This is a genomic window from Limimaricola cinnabarinus LL-001 (assembly GCF_000466965.1).
GTDB lineage: Bacteria > Pseudomonadota > Alphaproteobacteria > Rhodobacterales > Rhodobacteraceae > Limimaricola > Limimaricola cinnabarinus.
On sequence record NZ_BATB01000018.1, the window covers coordinates 15,670 to 37,153 of the forward strand.

Below are 21,484 nucleotides of genomic sequence, written 5' to 3' on the forward strand. Positions count from 1 at the left end.
CGGATGGGGCAGGACGCCCCTCGGGGGCGCCGCGATCAGCTGTCGTAGTCTATCACATGACGCAGCTGTTTTTCGTATTCCAGCGCCTTGCCGGTGCCCAAGGCCACACAGTTGAGTGACTCGTCGGCGACCGAGATGGCGAGGCCGGTCTGCTCGCGTAGCGCGAGGTCGAGCTGGCCCAGAAGCGCGCCGCCACCGGTCAGCATCACGCCGCGATCGACGATGTCGGCGGCGAGATCGGGGGGCGTCGCCTCGAGCGCGGTCATCACCGCCTCGCAGATCTGCTGCACCGGCTCGGCCAGTGCCTCGGCGATCTGCGCCTGGGAGATTTCGGTCTCCTTGGGCACGCCGTTCAGAAGATCGCGGCCGCGGATCTGCATCGACTGGCCGCGCCCGTCATCGGGCATGCGGGCGGTGCCGATCTGGGTCTTGATCCGCTCGGCCGTGGCCTCGCCCACCAGAAGATTGTGCTGGCGGCGCAGGTAGCTGACGATCGCCTCGTCCATCCGGTCGCCACCCACGCGCACCGAGCGGGCATAGACGATGTCGCCAAGCGACAGCACCGCCACCTCGGTGGTGCCGCCGCCGATGTCGACGACCATGTTGCCGGTCGGATCGGTGATCGGCATGCCCGATCCGATCGCCGCCGCGATGGGTTCCGCGATCAGCCCCGCGCGCCGCGCGCCGGCCGAAAGCACCGACTGGCGGATCGCGCGCTTCTCCACCGGGGTCGCGCCGTGCGGCACACAGACGATGATCTTCGGCTTGGAGAAGGTCGTGCGCTTGTGCACCTTGCGGATGAAATACTTGATCATCTCCTCGGCGACGTCGAAATCGGCGATGACGCCTTCGCGCATCGGCCGGATCGCCTGGATCGAGCCGGGGGTCCGGCCAAGCATCAGCTTGGCGTCCTCGCCCACGGCGAGAACCTTCTTCACCCCGTCCTTGACATGATACGCCACCACCGAGGGCTCCGAGAGCACGATGCCACGTCCCTTGACGTAGACCAGCGTGTTCGCCGTCCCCAGGTCGATCGCCATGTCAGACGAAAACAAGCTGCCCAATCCGAACATGGCGTGATCTATCCCGTTCCCAGTGCTGTGATGCCCCGCGACTCCGAAACGCCTGCGGGCTTCGCGCCTTATAGGCATAGCGGTGCGTCGCGGAAAGGGCCGAGGCGCCCCCGTGTCAGCGCATTTTCGCCGCACCGCCGCAATCCGGCACCCGGAGGGACGCGGGCCACGCCGCGTCCCCTTGGTTGTCACTCGCTCGCGTCCATGTAACCCACGCCCTTCATGTCGGCGCCGGGGGCGGTCTGTTCGCGCCGCACCAGAAGCCGGTTCACGGCGTTGATATAGGCCTTGGCGCTCGCCACGACGGTGTCGGTATCGGCCGACTGGCCGGTCGCGATGCGCCCGTCCTCCTTGAGGCGCACCGACACCGTGGCCTGCGCGTCGGTGCCTTCTGTGACGGCCGCCACCTGATAGAGCTGCAGCCGCGCCTCGTGCGGAAACAGCGCCTTGATCGCGTTGAAGGTGGCGTCCACGGGACCGTCACCGGTGGCGTCGACCGATTTTTCCTCGTCGTCGATCGTCAGCGTCATCGCCGCGTGCTGCGGCCCTTCGGTGCCGCAGATCACCTTGAGCGACTTGAGCCGGACCCGGTCGGAGACCGCCTCGTTCTGGCGCACCAGCGCGATCAGGTCGTCGTCATAGACCTCCTTCTTGCGGTCGGCGAGATCCTTGAACCGCACGAAGGTGTCGTTGAGCTGGTTGTCGGCCATCTCGAAGCCCAGCGCCTTGAGCTTGGAGCGCAGCGCCGCGCGGCCCGAATGCTTGCCCAGCGGCAGCGAAGTGCCAGCGAGACCGACATCCTCGGGGCGCATGATCTCGAAGGTCTCGGCGTTCTTGAGCATCCCGTCCTGATGGATGCCACTTTCATGCGCGAAGGCGTTCTTGCCGACGATCGCCTTGTTGAACTGCACCGGAAAGCCCGAGACGGTGGCGACCCGGCGCGAGATGTTCATGATCTTGCGGGTGTCGACGCCGGTGTCCCACGGCATGATGTCGTGGCGCACCTTGAGCGCCATCACGACCTCCTCGAGCGCGGTGTTGCCCGCGCGCTCACCCAGACCGTTGATCGTGCATTCGATCTGCCGCGCGCCGCCCTCGACGGCGGCCAGTGAATTGGCCGTCGCCATGCCCAGATCGTTGTGGCAGTGGGTCGCGAAGATGATCTCGTCCGCGCCCGGCACCTCGGCGATCAGCCGGCGGATCAGGTCGGCGCTCTCGACGGGCGCGGTATAGCCCACCGTGTCGGGGATGTTGATCGTCGTGGCCCCGGCCTTGATCGCGATCTCGACCACCCGGGCGAGGTAGTCCCACTCGGTCCGGGTCGCGTCCATTGGCGACCATTGCACGTTGTCGCACAGGTTGCGCGCGTGGGTCACCGTGTCGTGGATGCGCTGGGCCATCTCGTCCTGCGTCAGGTTCGGGATGGCGCGGTGCAGCGGCGAGGTGCCGATGAAGGTATGGATGCGCGGCGAGCGGGCATGTTTCACCGCCTCCCAGCAGCGGTCGATATCCTTGTAGTTGGCACGCGCCAGCCCGCAGATCGTGGCGTTGCGCGACTGCTTCGCGATCTCGCTCACCGCCTTGAAGTCGCCCTCGGAGGCGATCGGGAAACCGGCCTCGATGATGTCGACGCTCATCTCGTCGAGCAGATCGGCGATCTCGAGCTTCTCGGCATGGGTCATGGTGGCGCCGGGCGATTGCTCACCGTCGCGCAGCGTCGTGTCGAAGATCAGGACGCGGTTCTCGGGGCGGGTGTCGGGTGTGGTGGTCATCTCTCAAATCCTCTCGGGTCCGGGTGCTTGCTCCGGCGCGATTGTCCCCTCTGAGCGGTCGCGCCGAATGGCACGCTCAGAGGCGAGTAAGGAGAAGAAGGGTCCGGAGCGCGGGCAGGGCCGCGGGGGACGAGAGAGTGACGTTACAGCTCATGGGCGGGACTATATCGCCCGATTTGCCAATGAAAACCCCTAAGCGGTCAGAAGCCCCAACTCGGCGTCCGAGGCGATGCGCTCGTACTTGTCGGCGGGCGGCATCGGTCGGTCGCGCCAATGCGGCTCGAAGGCGAAGCTCGACCTCTGCCGCCCCTCGGGCAGCGCCCCATTGCCCGCGCCGACGGCGTAATCGTAGTAGAGCTTCACGATCTGGTCGGGCGTGACCTGCTGCGCCGCCTCGTGACCCAAGCAGGCCGCACGCCAGCGGGCCACGCGGGCGAATTCGGGCGTGTCGGGAAGCGTGAAGCCCTCGTAATGCTCCAGAAACCAGAACCGCATCAGCAGTGGCGTATAGACAATCTCTGGCAAGCCGAACCGGTCAAAGAGCCACATGCCATCCGGGTTGTGCCTCTCCAGCATCCCGTTCAGCCAGCGGTAATGCCCGAGCAGCGCCTCGCGCTTCTCGTCGGTCTTCGCGGAGTCGGTGTTTATCACGTAGAGATAACCCGCCATGCCGAACGGCCCCTCGCGGGTAATGAAGAGCCGCTCGATCCCGCGTTCGAACGGGTCGGCGCTGGCGATGCGCGGCTCGGCCCAGCGCTCCTCGACATAGCGCAGGATCACGAGGCTCTCCTTGAGAATGCCACCGGTTTCGGTCTCAAGCAGCGGCAGCGCCGTGGTGCCGCCGGTCTTCTCCAGAAGCCAATCTGGGCGTGGCTCGGTGATGTCGATCACCCGGAACTCGACCGCGCCCGTCAGCCCTTTGAGCGCGAGCAGGATCTCGACCCGCTGCGAAAACGGGCAGACGGGGATGTGATAGATGATCGCACGGGCCATGGCGTTCCTCCTTCGCGCGGAACGATCATGCCACGCCGCGCCGCACCCGTCACGGATTGACCACGGCGCGGCGTCGCCTAGGTCGCGGCGCATGACACAGGATATCAAACGCGCGCTCGTCACCGGCGGCGCCAAGGGAATCGGACGCGGCCTCGTGGCGCGTCTGGCACGGGAAGGCTGGCAGGTCGCGGCGATGGACCGCGACGCCGGGGCGCTGGAGGGGCTGCCCGAGGGGGTGCGCGCCGTCACCGGCGACGTCTCCGACGAAGCTTCGGTGCGCGCCGCCGTGGCGTCCACCGGCTGGGACGGTCTGGACCTTCTGGTCAACAATGCCGGGCTGGCGGGCCCCGAGGCCGGGCCGGTCGAGGATCTGGCGCTCGGCGACTGGCAGCGCTGGATCGACACCAACCTCACCGGGGCGCTGCTGATGACCAAGCATTGCGTGTCGCTTTTGCGCGCGCGGCGCGGCGCCATCGTCAACGTCACCTCGAGCCGGGCGCACCAGTCCGAGCCCAACACCGAGCCCTATGCCGCCGCCAAGGGCGGGCTCACGGCGCTGACCCATGCGCTCGCGGTGTCGCTCGGTCCCGATATCCGGGTCAACGCCATCGCCCCCGGCTGGATCGTCACGGAGGGCTGGGACGATCTGCGCGAGATCGACCACGCCCAGCACCCGGCGGGCCGGGCGGGTCGCCCCGAGGACGTGGCCGAGGCGGTGCTGTGGCTCGCGGGCGCAGGCTTCATGACCGGGCAGGAGGTGGTGCTTGATGGCGGCATGACGCGCAAGATGATCTATGCCGAGTGAACGCGCCCTCGTGATCGGTGCCTCGGGCGGCATCGGTGCGGCGCTGGCCGAGGCTCTGCAGGCGCGCGGCGCAGAGGTCACGCGCCTGTCGCGCCGCGATGACGGGTTCGAGGTGACGGATGCGCAGGTGGTTGCGCGGGTCATGGGCGGCATTGATGGCCCGTTCGACACGATCCTCGTGGCGATCGGCATTCTCGCACCCGAAGGGCAGGGGCCGGAGAAATCCCTTTCGGCCATCGACCCCGCCGCCATGGCGCGGCTTTTCGCGGTGAACGCCATCGGCCCGGCGCTGATCCTGTGGCATCTCGCGCGCCTGCTCGCGCCCGGCGGCCGGGCGGGGGTGCTGTCGGCGCGGGTGGGGTCGATCGGCGACAACGCGATCGGCGGCTGGCACGGCTACCGCGCCTCCAAGGCGGCGCTGAACCAGATCGTGCACGGCGCCGCGATCGAGCTGGCGCGCCATGACCGCGACGCGATCCTCGTGGCGCTGCATCCCGGCACGGTCGAGACGGCGTTCACCGCCGCCTATGCGGGGCGGCACCGGATGGTCCCCGCGCAGGAGGCGGCGCAGAACCTGCTGCAGGTGATCGAGGGGCTCGACCCGTCGCAATCGGGCGGGTTCTACGACTGGCGCGGCGAGGAGGTGCCCTGGTAGCGCCTCAGCCGCCCGAGCCGGTCTCGTCCGGCGAAGGCTCCACCCCTTCGAGGGTCACGTCTCCAGCGTCGGGATCGGCCTCGATGATCTGCGGAGCATCGGTCTCGCCGGAGGCGGCGGTCCCTTCCTCCTCCGTGGCCCTGTCCGTCGTGCCGGTCCCGGCCGGTTCATCGCCCGGAACGGGCGTATCGGGTTCATCGCCCAAGGCGGGCCTGTCCGACCCGTCACCCGGCACGGGGGCCTCGGGGGCGTCTCCCACGACGGGCGCTTCGGATCCATCTCCGTCTTCCGCCGGGGCCGTCTCCAGGGTCGTCTCGGGGGCGGTCACCGGCGCGTTGCCCACATAGGCCCCGTCGCGCCAGCCGCCTGCCTCGACCTCGCCCGTGGCATAGCGCATCACGCCGTCGCCCTGCCGCCGCCCGTTGCGGAACTGCCCCTCATAGGTGTCGCCATTGGCATAGGTGGCGAGGCCCTGTCCCTCGATCTCGCCATCGACCCAGTCGCCTTCATAGACGAAGCCGTCGGGCATGGTGATCCGGCCGGTGCCGTGGCGCTGCCCGTCCTCGAACCCACCCTCATAGACGGTGCCGTCGGCATAGGTAGCCGTGCCCTGACCCTCGCGCTGCCCCTCGGCCCATTCGCCTTCATAACTGTAGCCGTCGGCATAGGTCATCTTGCCGCGACCGTGGTTCTGCGCGTTGAGGAACTGACCCTCGTAGACGAGGCCGTTGGCGTAGGTCGCGACGCCCTCGCCCTCGATCACGCCTTCCTTCCAGTCGCCCTCATAGGTCGAGCCGTCGGGATAGGTGATCTTGCCGGTGCCATGCGCGAGGTCGTTCTCGAACTGGCCGACATAGACCGATCCGTCGGGATAGGTGACCTCGCCCTGTCCCTCGATCCGGCCCTCGACCCAGGCGCCGACATAGCGGTAGCCGTCGGTGCCGGTAAAGCTGCCCTGACCGTGGCGGCGGTCGGCCTGAAAGGCCCCTTCATAGACATCGCCATTGACGTATTCGACCCGGCCCGTGCCCTCGCGCTTGCCCGCCACGAACTGGCCCTCATAGACATCGCCGCCGGGCTGTTCGAGCCGGCCCTCGCCCTCGATCTGCCCGTCGACCCAGCCGCCGGTGTAGCGCAGCCCGTCGGCCATGGTGAGCGTGCCCTCGCCGTCGCGTTCGCCCGCCTTGAGCATGCCCTCATAGGTGGAGCCGTCGGGATAGGTGATCTTGCCCTCACCCTCCTTGACCCCGTTGATGAACTGCCCCTCGTAGACATAGCCGTCCGGGCTCGTCAGCGTGCCGGTGCCGTGATGCATGGCGTTGCGGAACTCGCCCTCGTAGCGGGTGCCGTTTGCATAGTCGGCGGTGCCACGGCCGGTGATCTTGCCGTCCTCCCACTCGCCCTCGTAGCTGCCGCCATCGGCGAATGTGATCCGGCCCACGCCCTCGGGCTTGCCGCGCGCGAACTGCCCCTCATAGACCGAGCCGTTGGGAAAGGTGGCCTGACCCTCGCCGCGGATCTCGCCCTCGAACCACTCGCCCACATATTCATAGCCGTTGGGCAGCCGGTAGCTGCCCTGACCGTGCTGGCGACCGTTGAGAAAGGTGCCCTCGTAGACGCCGCCATCCTCGTATTGCTTGGTGGTGACGTCCTGCGCGATGGCGCCGGGCGCCTGCGCGAGTCCGATTGCCGCCGCGAGAGTGAACGCGCGCATGGCTCCTGCCGACATGACCGATTGCCCCCGATCGCCGGGCCCGGTTCGACCGGCCCCTGTTTCCGATTTCGTGCCAGAGTAGCGGCCGCCCGAAGCCAAGACAACAGCCCCGGCATGTCCTTGGCGGGTCGGGCCTGCCGGGCCACAGGTCGGCCCATGGATCGGAGCGCGCATGCCGCACGGCAACGCTTGCGCAGACACGGGCTGCGATTACTCTCGCCCCGATGCACCAGACCCGCGGAGGTCCCATGCCCGAAAACAAGACCAGACCCACGACCGAGAGCGTCGAGGCGTTTTTGAACGCGGTGACGCCCGATCGCCGCCGCGAGGAAGGCCGCGCCCTCGATGCGCTGTTTCGCGAAGCGACGGGCTTCGTGCCTCAGATGTGGGGGGCATCGATCGTCGGCTACGGCTCGTATGACTATCTCTACGAAAGCGGCCGCTCGGGGCGCTTTCTCGCCACCGGGTTTTCGCCTCGAAAGGCGCATCTGGTGCTCTACATCATGCCCGGCTACGACGCGGCCAACCCGATCCTCGCCCGCTTGGGCAAACATCGGCTCGGCAAATCGTGCCTCTACATCAACAAGCTCGCCGATGTGGATCGCGGCGTTCTGGCGGAGCTGATCCGGCATGGGCTCGACCGGCTGGAGGGCTTCTCGCCGGTGCATCCGATCTGAGGCGGCCCCGTCTGCCAAGGATCGCCATGACCGAAGACGACACGCCCCTCAGGGGCCGCTGGATCGCCATGGCGGCCCTGCTGGTGGCGGGCTTCATGAACCTGATCGACGTGACCATCGTCAACGTCGCCATCCCGTCGCTGCAGGCGGCTTTCGATGCCACCGACAGCCAGATCGAATGGGTCGTCGCCGCATATATCCTGAGCTTCGCGTTGTTCTTGCTGCCCGCTGGCCGGCTGGGCGACGTGGTCGGGCGCAGGCGCATGTTCGTGATCGGCGTTGTGGTCTTCACCATTGCCTCGGCGCTGTGCGGCCTCTCGCCCGGCATCGGCAGCCTCGTGGCCGCCCGCGTGCTGCAGGGCATCGGCGGGGCGATGATGACGCCACAGACCCTCGCCCTCGTGCCCGCGCTGTTCCCGCCGCGCGAACGCGGCGCGGCCTTCGCGCTGTTCGGCCTCTCGGCAGGTCTGGCGAGCGTGACCGGCCCGGTGCTGGGCGGGTTTCTCATCGGCGCCGACATCATGGGTCTCGACTGGCGGCCGATCTTCCTCGTCAACATTCCCGTGGGCGTGATCGCGGTGGCGGGGGCCATGCGCTACGTGCCCAAGATCCCCGGCGACAAGGCGCTGCGCCTCGATCTCGTTGGCATGGCGCTGGCGGGGACGGGGCTGATGCTGCTGCTGTTCCCGTTGATCGAGGGGCGTCAGCTCGGTTGGCCCGTCTGGATCTTCGCGATGATGGGGGTGTCGGTCCCCGTGGGGTTGGGCTTCGTGCTGTGGCAGTGGCGTCAGGCCGCGCGCGGCGCGCCGCAGCTCATCCCCGCAAGCCTTCTGGCCAATGGCGACTATGTCACCGGCTCGGTTCTGGCGACGCTGCTCTTTGCCGGAATTCCGGGCTTTTTCCTCGTTTTCGCAATCTTTCTTCAAATCGGCAACGGCCTGACCCCGCTCGAGTCGGGCGTCACCACCATGCCGTTCTCGCTGGGCGTTCTGGGCGCGTCGATCCTGTCGGGCCGCCTCGGCACGCGCTGGCCGCGTCAGCGGATCACGGCGGGAGCGGTGCTGCTGGTGATCGGCATGACCGCGCTGCGGATGGTGCTGCCCGAAGAGGGCGGGGCCCTGTCGCGCACGGCCTTCATTCTTCCGCTGGGCCTCGCCGGGCTGGGCCTCGGCACCGCCGTCTCGCCGCTGTTCCAGACCGTGCTCGCCAATGTGGCCGACCGCGACACCGGCGCGGGCTCGGGCGCGTTGCAGAGCTTTCAGCAGGTCGGCGGAGCGTTGGGCGTGGCGGTGATGGGACAGCTCTTCTTCGGATTGCTGCGCGGCGGGGGCGGCTATCCGGACGCGATGACGGCCGCGCTGTGGTTCAACGCGGCCGCCTTTCTCGCCGTGGCGCTTCTGGTCTGGCGGCTGCCAGAGCCGCGCCTCGTGCCGGAAATCAGGCCGGGGCGGGGGGCGGCGACAGACCCGAGCCCGCCCCGGCGGAGTGATCAGAGCGTCAGCTGGTAGCTATGCGGCACCCAGGCAAAGCCGTCATCCACCGCCATGACATAGCCCGCACCGGGGAAGGGCATGTGATAACCGATCACCGGCATCTTGCGCTCGGCCGCCATCGACAGCACCCGCCGCCGCGTCTCGACAGCCATTTCCTTGTCGGAATCGAAGCTCACATGCCAGTCGGGCTCGCCGACCGACCAGACATAGTGGTTGGCGGTATCGGCCATCAGCAAAAGCTCGCCCTCGCTCCCGGTGACGGTGAAGACGAGGTGGCCCGGCGTGTGGCCGAAGGCCGCCATCGCGGTGAGCGGGCCGACCGTGTCGCCATCCTCGATGAACTGCAGCTCTCCTTCCAGCGGGCGCACCTTGGCCTTGAACCCCTCGTTGCCCTGTTCGGCCCAATGGTCGAACTCGACCCGGCCCGCATGGTGCGAGGCGTTGGCGAATGTCTTCTCCCCACCTTCGGTCATCAGCCCGCCGATATGGTCGCCATGCATGTGGGTCAGCACCACATGAGTGACGTCGGAGGGCTGCTTGCCCGCGGCTTCAAGGGCTGCGGTGATACCCGCCGCGTCGTTGCCGGTATCGACGAGGATCACGTTTCCGCCCGCTTCGACCAGAACCGGGTTGAAGAAGAAGCGCGCCTCGTCGGAGGGGATGAAGTTCTCCTCGCTGACCTGCGCGAAGGTCTCGTCATCGACGTTGAGGCCGAAGATCGAATGCGGGTCGGGCACCACGCGGCTGCCGGACAGCAAGGTGGTCACCGTGACGTCGCCCAGCGTGAAGGCGCGGTGGGTCGGAAGCTCGACCCCACCGCCCGGAGCGGCCTGTGCGGTGGCGGTGCCGGGCAGGCCCGCGCTTGCCGCGAGAGGCAGCGCCGCGCCGGCCATGAGTGCCGCACGGCGGCTGATCGAATGGGACATCTGAGGTCTCCTCTGCGTTGAGTTCCAACAGAGGATAGCGCGCAGGGCATCCTCGCCTAGCCGTGGCGCGCACAGGGGCTGTGCGTCATAGCCACCATTGGTCGATCGCGGCGATGTCGTCGTCGGACCAGCCGAAGTGATGCGCGAATTCATGCACCGTCACATGCGCCACCATCTCGGCCACGGTGACGTCGCCGCGTTCGGCCCATTCGTCGAGGATCGGCCGCCGGAACAGCCAGACCACGTCGGGCCCGTGCGGCACGTCCCAGTTCGACTTCTCGGTCATCGGCGTGCCGTCATAGAGCCCGGTCAGCTCGAACGGCTCCATCTCCATCTGTTCGAGGATGTCGTCGGGCGCGAAATCGACGACCCTGAGGGCCACCTCGCGCGCCGCTGCCCGGAACGGCTCGGGCAGGGTCTCGATGACATGGCGCGCGATGGTCTCGATCTCGTCGAGGGAGGGCGCGAGGGGGCTGCCCGCGAAGGGGTCGGATGTGCTGTCCATGGCCCCCGATATGGACAAAACGGCCCGCCTGTGAAAGAGCCGTCACGAACAGGAGAGCCCCATGACCACGACCCGTTTCGCCCCGTCCCCCACCGGTTGGCTGCATATCGGCAACCTGCGCGCCGCGCTGTTCAACCACGCCATCGCGCGCCAGCAGGGCGGCGAGTTCATCCTGCGCATCGACGACACCGATCAGGAACGCTCGAAACCCGAATACGTCGACGGCATCCTCGACGCGCTCGACTGGCTCGGCATCACCCATGACCGGGTGGAGCGGCAATCCGACCGGATGGAGCGCTACACGGCGGCGCGCGAGAAGCTGGTGGCCGACGGGCGGCTCTATGAATGCTTCGAGACCCCGACCGAGCTCGATCTCAAGCGCAAGAAACAGCTCAACATGGGCAAGCCGCCGGTCTATGACCGCGCCGCGCTCGATCTCAGCGACGCCGAAAAGGACCGCCTGCGCGCCGAGCGCGGCAGCCATTGGCGCTTCAAGCTCGACCGCGAGCGGATCGAGTGGGAGGACGGCATCCTCGGGCCCATTTCCATCGACGCCGCTAGCGTGTCGGACCCGGTGCTGATCAAGGAAAGCGGGCAGGTGCTCTACACCTTCGCCTCCTCGGTCGACGACGCCGAGATGGGCATCACCGACGTGGTGCGCGGCTCGGACCATGTGACCAACACTGCGACGCAGATCCAGATCATCCGCGCGCTGGGCTATGAGCCGCCGCGCTTCGCGCATCACTCCCTGCTCACCGGCCCGCAGGGCGAGGCGCTGTCCAAGCGGCTCGGCACGCTGTCCTTGCGCGATCTCAAGGCCGCTGGCATCGAGCCGATGGCGATCCTGAGCCTGATGGCGCGCTTGGGCTCCTCGCAGCCCGTCGAGCTGCGCCAGACGCCTGCGGAGGTGATCGAGGGCTTCGACATCGCCACCTTCGGCTCGGCCCCGACCAAGTTCGACCCCGCCGATCTGGAGCCGCTGACCGCGCGCTGGCTGTCGCAGCAGCCGCTGTCGGAGGTGGCCGAGGATGTACGCGCGGCGGGCGTGCCCGACGATCTGGCCGAGGCGTTCTGGGCCGTGGTGCGCGAGAACCTCAAGACCCGCGCGACCATCGCCGAATGGTGGGCGGTGTTCCGCGACGGCCGCGCCGGCCGCGCCGAGCCCGAGGACGCGGAGTTCGTGGCACAGGCGCTCGGACTGCTGGGCGACGCGCCTTACGGCCCCGAGACCTGGAAGCAGTGGACCGACGCGGTGAAGGCCGAGACCGGGCGCAAGGGCCGCGGCCTGTTCCTGCCGCTGCGCCGCGCCGTCACCGGCATGGATCACGGCCCCGAAATGGCCGATGTCATGGCGCTGATGCAGGTCAAGCCGCAGGTCTGACCCGCCGCGACGACCGGTCCCACCCCGGCGGGCTGGACCGGATCGGCACGCGCCATATCTCCCGCCTTTGACAGGCGGGAGACGGATCATGCGCGATTGCATCATCGTGGGCGGCGGCCCGGCGGGCCTCACCGCCGGGATCTACATGGCGAGGTTCCTGCGCGACACGGTGCTGTTCGACGCGGGCCGCCCCCGCGCGCACCGCATCCCGCGCACACGCAACCTGCCGGGATACCCCGACGGGATCGAGGGGCCGGAGCTTCTCGACAACATGCGCCGCCAGCTCGGCCATTACGACGTCGAGATCCGCCGCGATCGCGCGACGACGGCCAGCCGCATCGAGGGCGGCTTTCGGGTCGAAGCGGATGGCGGCGCGATCGAGGCCCGGACGCTGATCCTCGCCACCGGCGTCACCAACCGCCCGCCCCGGATCCCCGAAGAGATCCATGACGAAGGGGTGGCACGGGGGCTGATCCGCTATTGTCCGATCTGCGACGCCTACGAGGTGCGCGGCCGCAAGGTGGCGATCCTCGGCTCGGGGCCGCATGCGGTCGCCGAAGGACGCTTCGTGCGGCATTACGCCGAGGACGTGACCGTGGTGCGCCCCGAACACGCGCCGCTCGACGATGATGGTGAACGGGCGCTGTCGCGGACCGGGCTCAAGATCCTGCCATCGCATCGCCGCGACATCCGGCTCGACGGCGATAATATCGTGGTCGAGATGGAAGACGGGCAGGTGGCGCGCTTCGACACGCTCTATGTCGCGCTGGGCACCGATCCGCATTCCGACCTCGCCCGCGATCTCGGCGCGACGCTGACCGACGCCGGCTGCATCCCGGTGGATGCGCATTGCGAAACCGACGTCAAAGGCCTCTTTGCCATCGGCGACGTGGTGGCGGGCCTCGACCAGATTGCCCATGGCATGGGCCACGCCGCCGTGGCGACCACGGCGATCCACAACAGGCTGCTTGCGGACTAGGCCTCCAATCTTTGGATTCCGGTCCCCGGGCCCTAGTCCTGCGCCCTGAGCACCTGCGCGGGACGGACCTTCAGCGGACGCCACGCAAAGCCGAGGCCCGCCAGAAGGCTCGCCAAGCGCCGCCCAGCACGATGCCGATGGCCGAGGACCAGATCACCGAGAACTCGGTCTCCATCACGAAATACGACACGGCCCAGCCGCCCAGAATGCCCGCGCCCAGCGCCACCAGCCCGGCGGCGGCGCCCAGAAGCGCTGCGCGCAAAGCAAAGCTCGCGAGGATACGCGCGCGCGAGGCGCCCAGCGTCTTGAGAATCGCCGCCTCGTAGGTGCGCGACCGCTCGCCCGCCGCCGCCGCGCCGATCAGCACCAGAAACCCGGTGAGAAGGGTCGCCGCCGCGCCGTAGCGGGTGGCCGCCGCGATGCCGTCGATCACCCGCGTCACCTGATCGATGGCATCGCGCACCCGGATCGCGGTGATGTTGGGATAGCGTCGGCCAGATCGCGCAGGATCGCGGCCTCGGCCTCTTCCTCGGCATAGACCGTGGCGATCCAGCTATGCGGCGCACCGGCGAGGGCGCCGGGGTTCATCGACATCACGAAGGCGATGGCGGCCGAACCGAAATCGACGCGGCGCAGATTGGCGATGGTCGCGGTCACGTCGCGGCCCAGCACGTTGACGGTGATCTCGTCGCCAAGGCCCAGACCGATCTCCATCGCCCCTTCCTCGGCAAAGCTCACGAGCGGCGGTCCGGTGTAGTCCTCGGCCCACCAGTCACCCGCGACGATATCCTCGCCATCGGGCGGCGCGGCGGAATAGGTCAGGCCCCGGTCGCCATGCAGCACCCAGTGGTCGGCCACCTCGCGCGCGGGGCGGCCGTTGATCTCGCTGATGATGCCGCGCAGCATGGGCGCGCTGTCGGTGCGGCTGACCTGCGCGTCGCCATCGAGCCGCGCGCGGAATCCCTCGATCTGGTCGGGCTGGATGTCGAGAAAGAAATAGGCGGGCGCGACCTCGGGCAGATCGTCCGCGATGGCGCGGCGCAGGTTGCCGTCGATTTGCCCCACGGAGGCGAGGACCGAGAGGCCAAGGCCCAAAGACAGCACCACCGATCCGGTCTCGCCGCCGCGCTTGCCGATGGCGCCCAGCGCCAGGCGCAGTCCCGGACGCCCGCGCAGGCCACGCCCGAAGCGCTGCGCGAGGGCCTGCACGCCCAAGGCCGCCAGCGACAGCAGCACCAGCGCCCCCGCGATGCCGCCCGCCGTCGAGAGCGTCAGCCGCCACGTGCCCGAAAACAGCACCGCCGCCCCGAGAAGCACCGCCAGAAGCGCCGCGATCGCGCCCATGTAGCGCCGCCGGGGGAGGGCGCGCCCCGCCCCCATCGCGTCGCGAAACAGCGTCGCCGCGCGCACGTTCTCGGTCCGCGCCAGCGGCCAGAGCGTGAAGATCATAGCGACAAGCGCGCCGTAGAGCGCCGCCTCGATCAGCGGGCGCGGATAGACCGCGAACTCTGCCGGGATCGGCAGCCGCGCGGTGATCAGCGGCGCCAGCGCCAGCGGCGCGAGCACCCCCAGCACGAGGCCGATGGCGAGGCCCAGCAGCGTCAGCGCGCCGATCTGGAGAAAGTAGGTCAGAAAGATCGTCGCCCGCGCCGCCCCAAGCGTGCGCAGCGTCGCGATGGTCTCGGTCTTGCCCGCGAGATAGGCGCGCACCGCCGCCGAAATGCCGACACCGCCCACGGCGAGGCCGGACAGACCGATCAGCACCAGAAACGAGCCGAGCCGGTCCACGAAACGCTCGGTGCCGCCAGCGCCGCGCCGCGCGTCGCGCCAGCGCAGGCCGCTGCCCTCGAACCGCGTCTCGGCCTCGTCCTCAAGCGATTGCAGATCGGCGCCCCCGGGCAGGTCGAGCCGGTAATGCGAAGAAAACAGCGTGCCCTCGGCCAGGAGCCCCGAGCTTCGAGGTCGCGCGCCAGAACGAGGCTGCGCGGCCCGAGGCCGAAGCCGCCCGCCGCGCTGTCGGGATAGCGCGCCAGCACCGCCATCAGCACGAATTCCTGCATGCCGAGCCGCACCCGGTCCCCCGGAGCGAGGGCCAATCGGTCGCTCAGCGCGCGCTCCATGACGATGCCGGGCAGGCCGTCCGCCCCCGCAAAGGCCCGGTCGAGCGGCATTTCTGGCTCCAGCCGGACCTGACCCACCAGCGGGTAGGCGTCGTCCACGGCGCGGATCTGGGTCAGGCCACGCTCGGTCTCGCCGTTGCGCTCGACCACCGCCATGCCGCGGAAATCGACGACTTCCGACACGGTCGAGGCGGTGGCGCGCATCCATGCGCGCTCCTCGTCATTGGCATAGCGGTAGGTCAGTTCGATCTCGGCGTCGCCTCCGAGCATCGCGGCGCTTTCGCGCTCCAGCCCCGACTGGATCGCCGAGCGCACCATGCCGACGGCGGCGATGGCGGCGACGCCCAGCGCGAGGCAGGCCAGAAAGATCCGGAAGCCGCGCAAGCCGCCGCGCAGCTCGCGCCGGGCGAGGCGGGCGGCGAGGCGCGCGCTCATGCCGAGATCCGCCCGTCGGTCAGACGCACCACCCGGTCGCAGCGCTCGGCCAGTTCGGGCGCATGGGTCACCATGACCAGCGTCGCACCATGCCGGTCCCGCAGGTCGAACAGCAGGTCCATGATCTGCGCGCCGTTGGCGGCGTCGAGGTTGCCGGTGGGCTCGTCGGCCAGAAGGATCTTGGGATGCGGCGCGGTGGCGCGCGCCAGCGCCACGCGCTGCTGCTCGCCGCCCGAGAGCTGACCGGGGTAGTGCCCGGCGCGGTGGCCGAGGCCCACGGCGACCAATTGCGCCTCGGCGCGCTCATGCGCGTCGCGCGCGCCCGCCAGTTCCAGCGGGATCGCGACATTTTCCAGCGCTGTCATCGTCGGGATCAGGTGGAAGGACTGGAACACCACCCCCATATTGTCACGGCGGAACCGGGCCAGAGCGTCCTCGTCCAGCGCGGTGAGATCGTGGCCCAGCGCCGCGACGGTGCCGCCGGTGGCGCGCTCGAGACCGCCCATGAGCATGAGGAGCGACGACTTGCCAGATCCACTCGGACCCACCAGCCCCAGCGTTTCGCCGGATGTCACGTCGAGCGTGATGCCGTGCAGGATCTCCACCGGCCCCGCATTGCCCGAGAGCGTCAGCTCGGCATCGGTCAGAGAGAGAACGGGATCGGTCATGGGGGGAGCCTTCCTTCGCACACGCTCCGAGCGATATGGCCTGAGAGCGGGGATGCGCAACCCGTTGCTGCCGCTGCTCTTCGCCGCAGCCGCGCTTGCCGCCCCGGTCGCCGCCCAGACGGAGGAAGTCGTCATCGCGGCGCTGGGCGACAGCCTGACGGCGGGCTACGGGCTGCCGCAGGGCGAGGGGCTGGTGCCGCAGCTTCAGGAATGGCTCGACGCCGAAGGCGCGCAGATCCGGCTGATCAATGCCGGCGTGTCGGGCGACACCTCGGCGGGCGGGCTCGCACGCACCGACTGGACCCTGACGCCCGAAGTCGATGCGATGATCGTGGCGCTGGGCGGCAATGATTTCCTGCGTGGGCTGGCGCCTGAGGCGCTGCGCGACAATCTCGACGGTATCCTCGACAAGGCCGATGCGGCGGGGGTCGAGGCGCTCCTGGTCGGGATCGCGGCGGGGCCGAACTATGGCGCGGATTACGCGCAGGCCTTCGACGGCGCTTATGAAACGCTGGCCGAGACGCATGACGTGCCGCTCTATCCCGACTTCTTCTCGGCGCTGCAGGACGGGCAGGGCGTGGATGCGGCGCGGCGGGCCTATCTGCAATCCGACGGCATCCATCCCAACGCCGAAGGGGTAGCGGTGATCGTCGAGGCCTTGGGGCCTTGGGTGCTGGATCTGGCCGAAGAGGTGAGGGCCGACGCGCTGCGGGGCGATGGATCGCAGGCCGCCGCGCGCTAGATTCCCTGTCATCGCAACAGGGAGGATCACGCCATGTCTGTCGCAAAGGTCACGGAAATCATCGCCGCATCGCCGAACAGCTTCGACGAGGCCGTGAAGAACGGGATCGCGCGGGCCTCGGAGACGCTTCAGGGCATCACCGGGGCTTGGGTGTCCGAACAGAAGGTGGCGGTCGAGAACGGGCGGATCACCGAGTATCGCGTGGCGATGCGGGTCACCTTCATTCTCGCGGACTGAACCCGACACGAAAACGGCCCGAGACGAAAACGGGCACGACCCGCCAGAGGTCGTGCCCGTCCCGAAACCTGTGCGACGGGGCGCGAGGCGCGCCCCTTCGTTTTACATCGGCTTGAGGTTCACGGCCGATTCACGGCCATCGCGGCCGGCTTCGATGTCGAAGCTGACCTTCTGGTTGTCGGCCAGGCCGGTCAGGCCCGAGCGCTCAACGGCGGAAATGTGGACGAACACGTCCTTGCTGCCGCCATCGGGGGCAATGAAGCCGAAGCCTTTGGTGGTGTTGAACCATTTCACGGTGCCGGTAGCCATCGTGCTGTCTTCCTTAACAAGTCTCCGCGCGCGGAATTGCGGCGGTCTGCGGCTCTGTCAGTGCTGATCGAGGGACTGAGGCCGGTAAAGGAGACAGTAGTCGATAGAGGTAACGTCGCCTTGTCCAGTTAACCCGAATCAGCCAGAAAATCAATTCGCATTCGGGCCTGTCGGACGCGGTTCGGCAGCTCCTTGCCTGAACCGCGCGGCGCGTCCGGCAGCACCGGGGGGGGGAGCGCGATGAAGAGTGAGATCTGCGTCTGGCGGCATGATGGCGCGATATCCGTGCGCCTGACCTGCGAGGGCCGCGTCGAGGCACCGAACTGGTGCGCCGACGGCGCGCTCTTGCTCAATGCCGAAGGGCGGCTGTGGCGGCTCGGCCCGGAGGCGGACCGGCTTGCGCCCGTGGATACCGGCTTTGCCACGCAGCTCAACAACGACCATGCGCCGTCGCCCGATGGCGGGCATGTCGCGATCTCCGACAAGGTCGAGACCGGCGCCTCCTGCGTCTATCTCGTGCCGGTCGCGGGCGGGACGCCGCGCCGCGTCACCCGGGCCGTGCCATCATGGATGCATGGCTGGAGCCCGGACGGGCGGCAGGTCGTCCATGCCGGAGCGCGGGGTGGCGGGCCGGTGGGGATCTACCTCACCGATGTCGAGACCGGCGAGGAGCGTTGCGTGACCGATGCCTTCGATCACGCCGACGGGCCGGATTTCTCGAGCGATGGCACGTGGATCTGGTTCAACGGTGAGCGGGACGGCGCGGTGGACATCTGGCGCATCCGGCCCGACGGCACGGGTGAGGAGCGGATGACCGACGGTCCGGGCGTCGACTGGTTTCCGCATCCGTCGCCCGATGGCCGCCATGTCGTGCATCTGCGCTATCCGCCGGGCACCGAGGGCCATCCCGCCGATCGCGACGTGGCGCTGTGGCTGATGCCGCAAACGGGCGGCGCGGGGCGCGAGATCGCGCGGTTTCGCGGCGGGCAGGGGAGTCTGAACGTGCCGTGCTGGGCGCCGGACGGCTCGGGCTTTGCCTTCATCCGCTACCCGGCATGAGCACGGGATGGCCGCGGGCACGGGCGGGGCAGGCCATCGGCCTTCTGGGCGGGTCGTTCGATCCGGCGCATGAAGGGCACATGGCGATCACGCTCGAGGCGATCCGCCGGTTCCGGCTCGACCGCGTGTGGTGGATGGTGAGCCCCGGCAACCCGCTCAAGGCGCGCCGCCCCGCGCCGATGCCGCAGCGCATCGCGCAGGCCGAGGCCGTGGCGCGGCATCCCCGGATACAGGTCACCGACATCGAGGCGCGGCTCGGCACGCGCTATACCGCCCAGACCATAGCCCGGCTCACCGCGCGCTATCCGGGCATCGATTTCATCTGGCTGATGGGCGCCGACAATCTTGTGCAGCTGCATCGCTGGCAGGATTGGCACCGCATCGTCGAGACGGTGCCGATGGGGGTCTTCGCGCGGCCCGGCGACCGGCTGTCGGCGCGGCTGTCACGTGCGGCGCGGGTTTACCGTGCGGCGCAACTGCCGATGGGCTCGGCCGAGGCGCTGGCCCGCTCGCAGGCGCCCGCGTGGTGCTTCGTCAACCTGCCGATGTCGGCCGTCTCCTCGACGGCGATCCGCGCGGGGGGCGATTGGCCGTCATCGGGTCGAAAACTTGCAAAACCGTAAGGCGCGGGGCGTTGCCCCCAACCGCCCGCGCGCTCTATCTATCGGGTATGAATGCACGACTGACCCGACGCGGCCTGCTTCTGGGCGGCCTTTCCCTGACCGCCTCCGCCGCGATGGCGCAGGCGCCGCTCACCGCGCTGCGCCCGCAGGCCCGCCCCGGAGCGGCCGCGGCGCTTGATGCGCGCCCTTCGGGGATGCGCCCGCGGCTGCGCGATTCCACCGCCCGCTTCGTCGAGGAGGCCCGGCTCGGCGGGCGCACCTCCTTTGTTGCGCTCGATGCGCGTTCGGGCGAGATCCTCGATCAGCACGACGCCTATACCCGCCTGCCGCCCGCCAGCGTGGCCAAGTCGATCACGGCGCTTTATGCGCTCGATGCGCTGGGCGGGGATTTCCGCTTCGACACGACCCTCATGGCCACGGGCCCCGTCGAGAACGGCATCGTGCAGGGCGACCTCGTGCTCGCGGGGTCGGGCGATCCGACGCTCGATACCGATGCGCTGGACGGCATGGCGCTCGAGCTGAAGGCGGCGGGCGTGCGTGGCGTCACGGGCGGTCTCGTCGTCTGGGGCGGGGCGGTGCCGCAGCAGGCGCAGATCGACCCGGTGCAGATGGCGCATCTGGGCTACAACCCGTCCGTGGGCGGGCTCAATCTCAACTACAACCGCATCTATTTCTCATGGGTGCGGCGCGGCACGGGCTACGAGCTGACGCTCGATGCGCGCGGCACCGACAGCCGCCCCGAGGTCGCGATGGCGCGAATCGAGGCGGTGGATCGCGGCACGCCGGTCTACACCTATGCGCAGGAGAAGGGTGTCGACGTCTGGACCGTGGGACGGCGCTATCTCGGCGACAGCGGGTCGCGATGGCTGCCGGTGCGGCGGCCCGCACTTTATGCCGGGCAGGTCTTCGCAAAGCTGGCCGAGGCGCAGGGGATCGATCTGGGCGCGGTGTCCGAGGCGGTCGCCGCGCCGCAGGGCACGGTGCTGGTGCGCCACCAGAGCACCGACCTGACCCGGCTCATCCGTGACATGCTTCTCTATTCGACCAATCTCACCGCCGAGCAGATCGGCCTTGCCGCCAGCGTCAGGCGCGGCACCAGCGTCACCGACCTGCCGGGATCGGGGCGGGCGATGTCGAACTGGGTCGAGGCGCGGTTCGGGGCCGCGCCCTATCTCGTGGATCATTCGGGTCTGGGCGGCGGGAGCCGGATCAGCGCCATGCAGATGGGCAAGATCCTCGCCACGCCGCAGGCGCGCGAGGCGCTCAGGCCGCTTCTGAAGTCGATCCGCCTCTATGGCCCGCGCGGCGAGGCGCTGGCGACACCGCCGGGCGTCGTGGTGGCCAAGACCGGCACGCTCAACTTCGTCAGCGCATTGGCGGGTTACGAGCGCACGATGGGCGGGCGCGACATCGCCTTCGCGATCTTCTCGGGCGACGTGGAGCGGCGCATCGATTCGCAGGATGACGAGGAAGAGCGCCCCGAGGGCGCGCGCAGCTACAACGGCCGCGCCAAGTGGCTGCAGCAGAGGCTGCTGCAGCGCTGGGGCATCGCCTATGAAGCGGAACAGAACGCCACCAACTAGGCTCAGGTCCTGATCTTGCGTCCCCGCGGCCCCATGAAGAACCACACGATCAGGCCGAGCACCGGCAGGATCAGGATGGCGAGGGTCCAGATCACCTTCTTGCCCGTAGAGGCAGAGGAGGTGACGACGTTCCAGATGGCGTAGAGATCGAGCAGGAAGACGATCAGTCCGAAGATGCGCATGACGCGGCCCTTTCATGGCTATGCGTCATGAACGCCCGGCGGGGGCCTCGGGGTCCAAGGGTGGAGTGCGAAGACGGCGCTCAGACGGTGAGGTGCCGCGCCCGCGCGCCGCGCTCGATTGCCGCTGCGTGCAGCCGGTCGATCGCCAACTCGTAGCGGATCTCCTCGAGCATCCGCCCCTCGCCCTCGGTGACGTTGCCATCGGCGGCGGCCACGTCGCAGGCCAGCGCATAGGCTGTCTCGAACAACCGCTCGGGCAGTGCCGCGCGGATGAGGCCGAACAGTGCGTCGAGACCGTCCTCCTGTTCGAGCAGGTCGAACACGGTGTTCGAGATGCCCGACAGGTCGTCGCCGTAATCGGAGAACACCGGCAGGTGGTTCACCATGTTCGAAATCTTAACGAGTTCGGAGGTGCGGATGGTTTCGTCCGAGGCCGAGACGGCGATCATCAGCGCCACCAGCGCATCCTGCGCGGTCAGGGAAGGGGTGTCGCTCATGGGTCGGGCTCCTTGCATTCGGGGCCAATTTATTGACGCCGTGACCCCCCCGCAAT

21 protein-coding genes and 1 pseudogene are annotated in these 21,484 nt (G+C 68.8%); 11 read left to right on the forward strand and 11 right to left on the reverse strand.

Going from position 1 to position 21,484, the window contains the following annotated elements; all coding sequences use genetic code 11:
* Positions 1–35 precede the first annotated feature (35 nt).
* The 3 genes from MBELCI_RS08285 to MBELCI_RS08295 all read right to left on the reverse strand — a co-directional run bounded on the left by MBELCI_RS08285 (position 36) and on the right by MBELCI_RS08295 (position 3,838).
* Positions 36–1,073, reverse strand: a complete 1,038-nt coding sequence (locus tag MBELCI_RS08285; RefSeq protein ID WP_021693743.1) for a rod shape-determining protein — start codon at positions 1,071–1,073, stop codon at positions 36–38.
* Between the two features lie 188 nt (positions 1,074–1,261).
* Entirely contained in the window at positions 1,262–2,845 is a 1,584-nt protein-coding gene (locus MBELCI_RS08290; protein ID WP_021693744.1) for a 2-isopropylmalate synthase, read from the reverse strand.
* 192 nt (positions 2,846–3,037) lie between these two features.
* Positions 3,038–3,838 (reverse strand): glutathione S-transferase family protein, encoded by an 801-nt coding sequence (locus MBELCI_RS08295; protein ID WP_021693745.1) that lies wholly within the window; start codon positions 3,836–3,838, stop codon positions 3,038–3,040.
* Positions 3,839–3,929: 91 nt separating this feature from the next.
* Between MBELCI_RS08295 and MBELCI_RS08300 the strand changes: the two genes are divergently transcribed.
* Together MBELCI_RS08300 and MBELCI_RS08305 are read left to right on the forward strand one after the other, a co-directional pair.
* The gene (locus MBELCI_RS08300; RefSeq protein WP_021693746.1) at positions 3,930–4,643 is read left to right on the forward strand and encodes an SDR family oxidoreductase; all 714 of its coding nucleotides are present in this window, start codon (positions 3,930–3,932) and stop codon (positions 4,641–4,643) included.
* Complete coding sequence (locus MBELCI_RS08305; protein ID WP_045319879.1) at positions 4,633–5,298, forward strand: SDR family NAD(P)-dependent oxidoreductase; 666 nt, start codon at positions 4,633–4,635, stop codon at positions 5,296–5,298. Before MBELCI_RS08300 ends, MBELCI_RS08305 begins: the two co-directional genes overlap by 11 nt.
* A 4-nt stretch (positions 5,299–5,302) precedes the next feature.
* Here MBELCI_RS08305 and MBELCI_RS08310 read toward each other — a convergent pair whose 3' ends face one another.
* Entirely contained in the window at positions 5,303–7,012 is a 1,710-nt protein-coding gene (locus MBELCI_RS08310; protein WP_021693748.1) for an MORN repeat-containing protein, read from the reverse strand.
* Between the two features lie 248 nt (positions 7,013–7,260).
* Between MBELCI_RS08310 and MBELCI_RS08315 the strand changes: the two genes are divergently transcribed.
* Complete coding sequence (locus MBELCI_RS08315; RefSeq protein ID WP_045319880.1) at positions 7,261–7,689, forward strand: DUF1801 domain-containing protein; 429 nt, start codon at positions 7,261–7,263, stop codon at positions 7,687–7,689.
* A 26-nt stretch (positions 7,690–7,715) separates the two neighbouring features.
* On the forward strand, positions 7,716–9,197 hold the full coding sequence (locus MBELCI_RS08320) for an MFS transporter (protein ID WP_021693751.1): 1,482 nt from the start codon (positions 7,716–7,718) through the stop codon (positions 9,195–9,197).
* Here the strand turns inward: MBELCI_RS08320 and MBELCI_RS08325 are convergent.
* The gene (locus MBELCI_RS08325) at positions 9,179–10,108 is read right to left on the reverse strand and encodes an MBL fold metallo-hydrolase (RefSeq protein ID WP_021693752.1); all 930 of its coding nucleotides are present in this window, start codon (positions 10,106–10,108) and stop codon (positions 9,179–9,181) included. The genes MBELCI_RS08320 and MBELCI_RS08325 overlap by 19 nt on opposite strands.
* Before the next feature lie 85 nt (positions 10,109–10,193).
* Positions 10,194–10,613, reverse strand: a complete 420-nt coding sequence (locus MBELCI_RS08330; protein ID WP_021693753.1) for a metallopeptidase family protein — start codon at positions 10,611–10,613, stop codon at positions 10,194–10,196.
* 61 nt (positions 10,614–10,674) lie between these two features.
* Between MBELCI_RS08330 and gltX the strand changes: the two genes are divergently transcribed.
* On the forward strand, positions 10,675–11,994 hold the full coding sequence (gene gltX / locus MBELCI_RS08335; RefSeq protein WP_021693754.1) for a glutamate--tRNA ligase: 1,320 nt from the start codon (positions 10,675–10,677) through the stop codon (positions 11,992–11,994).
* Between the two features lie 88 nt (positions 11,995–12,082).
* A complete protein-coding gene (locus tag MBELCI_RS08340; protein WP_021693755.1) occupies positions 12,083–12,973 on the forward strand; it encodes an NAD(P)/FAD-dependent oxidoreductase in 891 nt (296 codons plus the stop codon).
* A 32-nt stretch (positions 12,974–13,005) separates the two neighbouring features.
* On the opposite strand, the pseudogene MBELCI_RS08345 reads toward MBELCI_RS08340, so the two are convergent.
* A pseudogene (locus MBELCI_RS08345) lies at positions 13,006–15,528 on the reverse strand (ABC transporter permease).
* Positions 15,525–16,196, reverse strand: coding sequence for an ABC transporter ATP-binding protein (locus MBELCI_RS08350; protein ID WP_021693757.1), 672 nt, complete (start codon positions 16,194–16,196; stop codon positions 15,525–15,527). Before MBELCI_RS08350 ends, MBELCI_RS08345 begins: the two are co-directional and overlap by 4 nt.
* Positions 16,197–16,248: 52 nt before the next feature.
* On the opposite strand from MBELCI_RS08350, the gene MBELCI_RS08355 reads away from it, so the two are divergent.
* On the forward strand, positions 16,249–16,938 hold the full coding sequence (locus MBELCI_RS08355) for an arylesterase (protein WP_021693758.1): 690 nt from the start codon (positions 16,249–16,251) through the stop codon (positions 16,936–16,938).
* Between the two features lie 33 nt (positions 16,939–16,971).
* Positions 16,972–17,175 (forward strand): dodecin family protein, encoded by a 204-nt coding sequence (locus MBELCI_RS08360; protein WP_021693759.1) that lies wholly within the window; start codon positions 16,972–16,974, stop codon positions 17,173–17,175.
* 102 nt (positions 17,176–17,277) lie between these two features.
* Here the strand turns inward: MBELCI_RS08360 and MBELCI_RS08365 are convergent, their stop codons facing one another.
* Positions 17,278–17,484: a cold-shock protein gene (locus tag MBELCI_RS08365; RefSeq protein WP_021693760.1), complete on the reverse strand. Its 207-nt coding sequence runs from the start codon at positions 17,482–17,484 to the stop codon at positions 17,278–17,280.
* 240 nt (positions 17,485–17,724) lie between these two features.
* On the opposite strand from MBELCI_RS08365, the gene MBELCI_RS08370 reads away from it, so the two are divergent.
* The 3 genes from MBELCI_RS08370 to dacB are packed head-to-tail and all read left to right on the forward strand — an operon-like array spanning position 17,725 to position 20,749.
* A complete protein-coding gene (locus MBELCI_RS08370) occupies positions 17,725–18,543 on the forward strand; it encodes a TolB family protein (protein WP_021693761.1) in 819 nt (272 codons plus the stop codon).
* Positions 18,540–19,166: a nicotinate-nucleotide adenylyltransferase gene (locus MBELCI_RS08375; protein WP_021693762.1), complete on the forward strand. Its 627-nt coding sequence runs from the start codon at positions 18,540–18,542 to the stop codon at positions 19,164–19,166. Before MBELCI_RS08370 ends, MBELCI_RS08375 begins: the two co-directional genes overlap by 4 nt.
* Positions 19,167–19,177: 11 nt before the next feature.
* Positions 19,178–20,749: a D-alanyl-D-alanine carboxypeptidase/D-alanyl-D-alanine endopeptidase gene (dacB, locus tag MBELCI_RS08380; RefSeq protein ID WP_235047597.1), complete on the forward strand. Its 1,572-nt coding sequence runs from the start codon at positions 19,178–19,180 to the stop codon at positions 20,747–20,749.
* Between the two features lie 2 nt (positions 20,750–20,751).
* Here dacB and MBELCI_RS08385 read toward each other — a convergent pair whose 3' ends face one another.
* Complete coding sequence (locus tag MBELCI_RS08385; RefSeq protein WP_021693764.1) at positions 20,752–20,931, reverse strand: PLDc N-terminal domain-containing protein; 180 nt, start codon at positions 20,929–20,931, stop codon at positions 20,752–20,754.
* Between the two features lie 80 nt (positions 20,932–21,011).
* Positions 21,012–21,428, reverse strand: a complete 417-nt coding sequence (locus MBELCI_RS08390; protein ID WP_045319882.1) for a tellurite resistance TerB family protein — start codon at positions 21,426–21,428, stop codon at positions 21,012–21,014.
* Positions 21,429–21,484: the final 56 nt, after the last annotated feature.

Excerpts from the sequence above, each read along its gene's own strand:
- MBELCI_RS08355 (WP_021693758.1), top strand. The coding sequence starts at position 16,249 with ATGCGCAACCCGTTGCTGCCGCTGCTCTTCGCCGCAGCCGCGCTTGCC.
- MBELCI_RS08290 (WP_021693744.1), bottom strand. The coding sequence starts at position 2,845 with ATGACCACCACACCCGACACCCGCCCCGAGAACCGCGTCCTGATCTTC.
- gltX (WP_021693754.1), top strand. The coding sequence starts at position 10,675 with ATGACCACGACCCGTTTCGCCCCGTCCCCCACCGGTTGGCTGCATATC.
- MBELCI_RS08285 (WP_021693743.1), bottom strand. The coding sequence starts at position 1,073 with ATGTTCGGATTGGGCAGCTTGTTTTCGTCTGACATGGCGATCGACCTG.
- MBELCI_RS08300 (WP_021693746.1), top strand. The coding sequence starts at position 3,930 with ATGACACAGGATATCAAACGCGCGCTCGTCACCGGCGGCGCCAAGGGA.
- MBELCI_RS08385 (WP_021693764.1), bottom strand. The coding sequence starts at position 20,931 with ATGCGCATCTTCGGACTGATCGTCTTCCTGCTCGATCTCTACGCCATC.
- MBELCI_RS08320 (WP_021693751.1), top strand. The coding sequence starts at position 7,716 with ATGACCGAAGACGACACGCCCCTCAGGGGCCGCTGGATCGCCATGGCG.
- MBELCI_RS08330 (WP_021693753.1), bottom strand. The coding sequence starts at position 10,613 with ATGGACAGCACATCCGACCCCTTCGCGGGCAGCCCCCTCGCGCCCTCC.
- MBELCI_RS08390 (WP_045319882.1), bottom strand. The coding sequence starts at position 21,428 with ATGAGCGACACCCCTTCCCTGACCGCGCAGGATGCGCTGGTGGCGCTG.
- MBELCI_RS08350 (WP_021693757.1), bottom strand. The coding sequence starts at position 16,196 with ATGACCGATCCCGTTCTCTCTCTGACCGATGCCGAGCTGACGCTCTCG.
- MBELCI_RS08325 (WP_021693752.1), bottom strand. The coding sequence starts at position 10,108 with ATGTCCCATTCGATCAGCCGCCGTGCGGCACTCATGGCCGGCGCGGCG.
- MBELCI_RS08310 (WP_021693748.1), bottom strand. The coding sequence starts at position 7,012 with ATGCGCGCGTTCACTCTCGCGGCGGCAATCGGACTCGCGCAGGCGCCC.
- MBELCI_RS08360 (WP_021693759.1), top strand. The coding sequence starts at position 16,972 with ATGTCTGTCGCAAAGGTCACGGAAATCATCGCCGCATCGCCGAACAGC.
- MBELCI_RS08370 (WP_021693761.1), top strand. The coding sequence starts at position 17,725 with ATGAAGAGTGAGATCTGCGTCTGGCGGCATGATGGCGCGATATCCGTG.
- MBELCI_RS08295 (WP_021693745.1), bottom strand. The coding sequence starts at position 3,838 with ATGGCCCGTGCGATCATCTATCACATCCCCGTCTGCCCGTTTTCGCAG.
- MBELCI_RS08315 (WP_045319880.1), top strand. The coding sequence starts at position 7,261 with ATGCCCGAAAACAAGACCAGACCCACGACCGAGAGCGTCGAGGCGTTT.
- MBELCI_RS08340 (WP_021693755.1), top strand. The coding sequence starts at position 12,083 with ATGCGCGATTGCATCATCGTGGGCGGCGGCCCGGCGGGCCTCACCGCC.
- MBELCI_RS08365 (WP_021693760.1), bottom strand. The coding sequence starts at position 17,484 with ATGGCTACCGGCACCGTGAAATGGTTCAACACCACCAAAGGCTTCGGC.
- MBELCI_RS08375 (WP_021693762.1), top strand. The coding sequence starts at position 18,540 with ATGAGCACGGGATGGCCGCGGGCACGGGCGGGGCAGGCCATCGGCCTT.
- MBELCI_RS08305 (WP_045319879.1), top strand. The coding sequence starts at position 4,633 with ATGCCGAGTGAACGCGCCCTCGTGATCGGTGCCTCGGGCGGCATCGGT.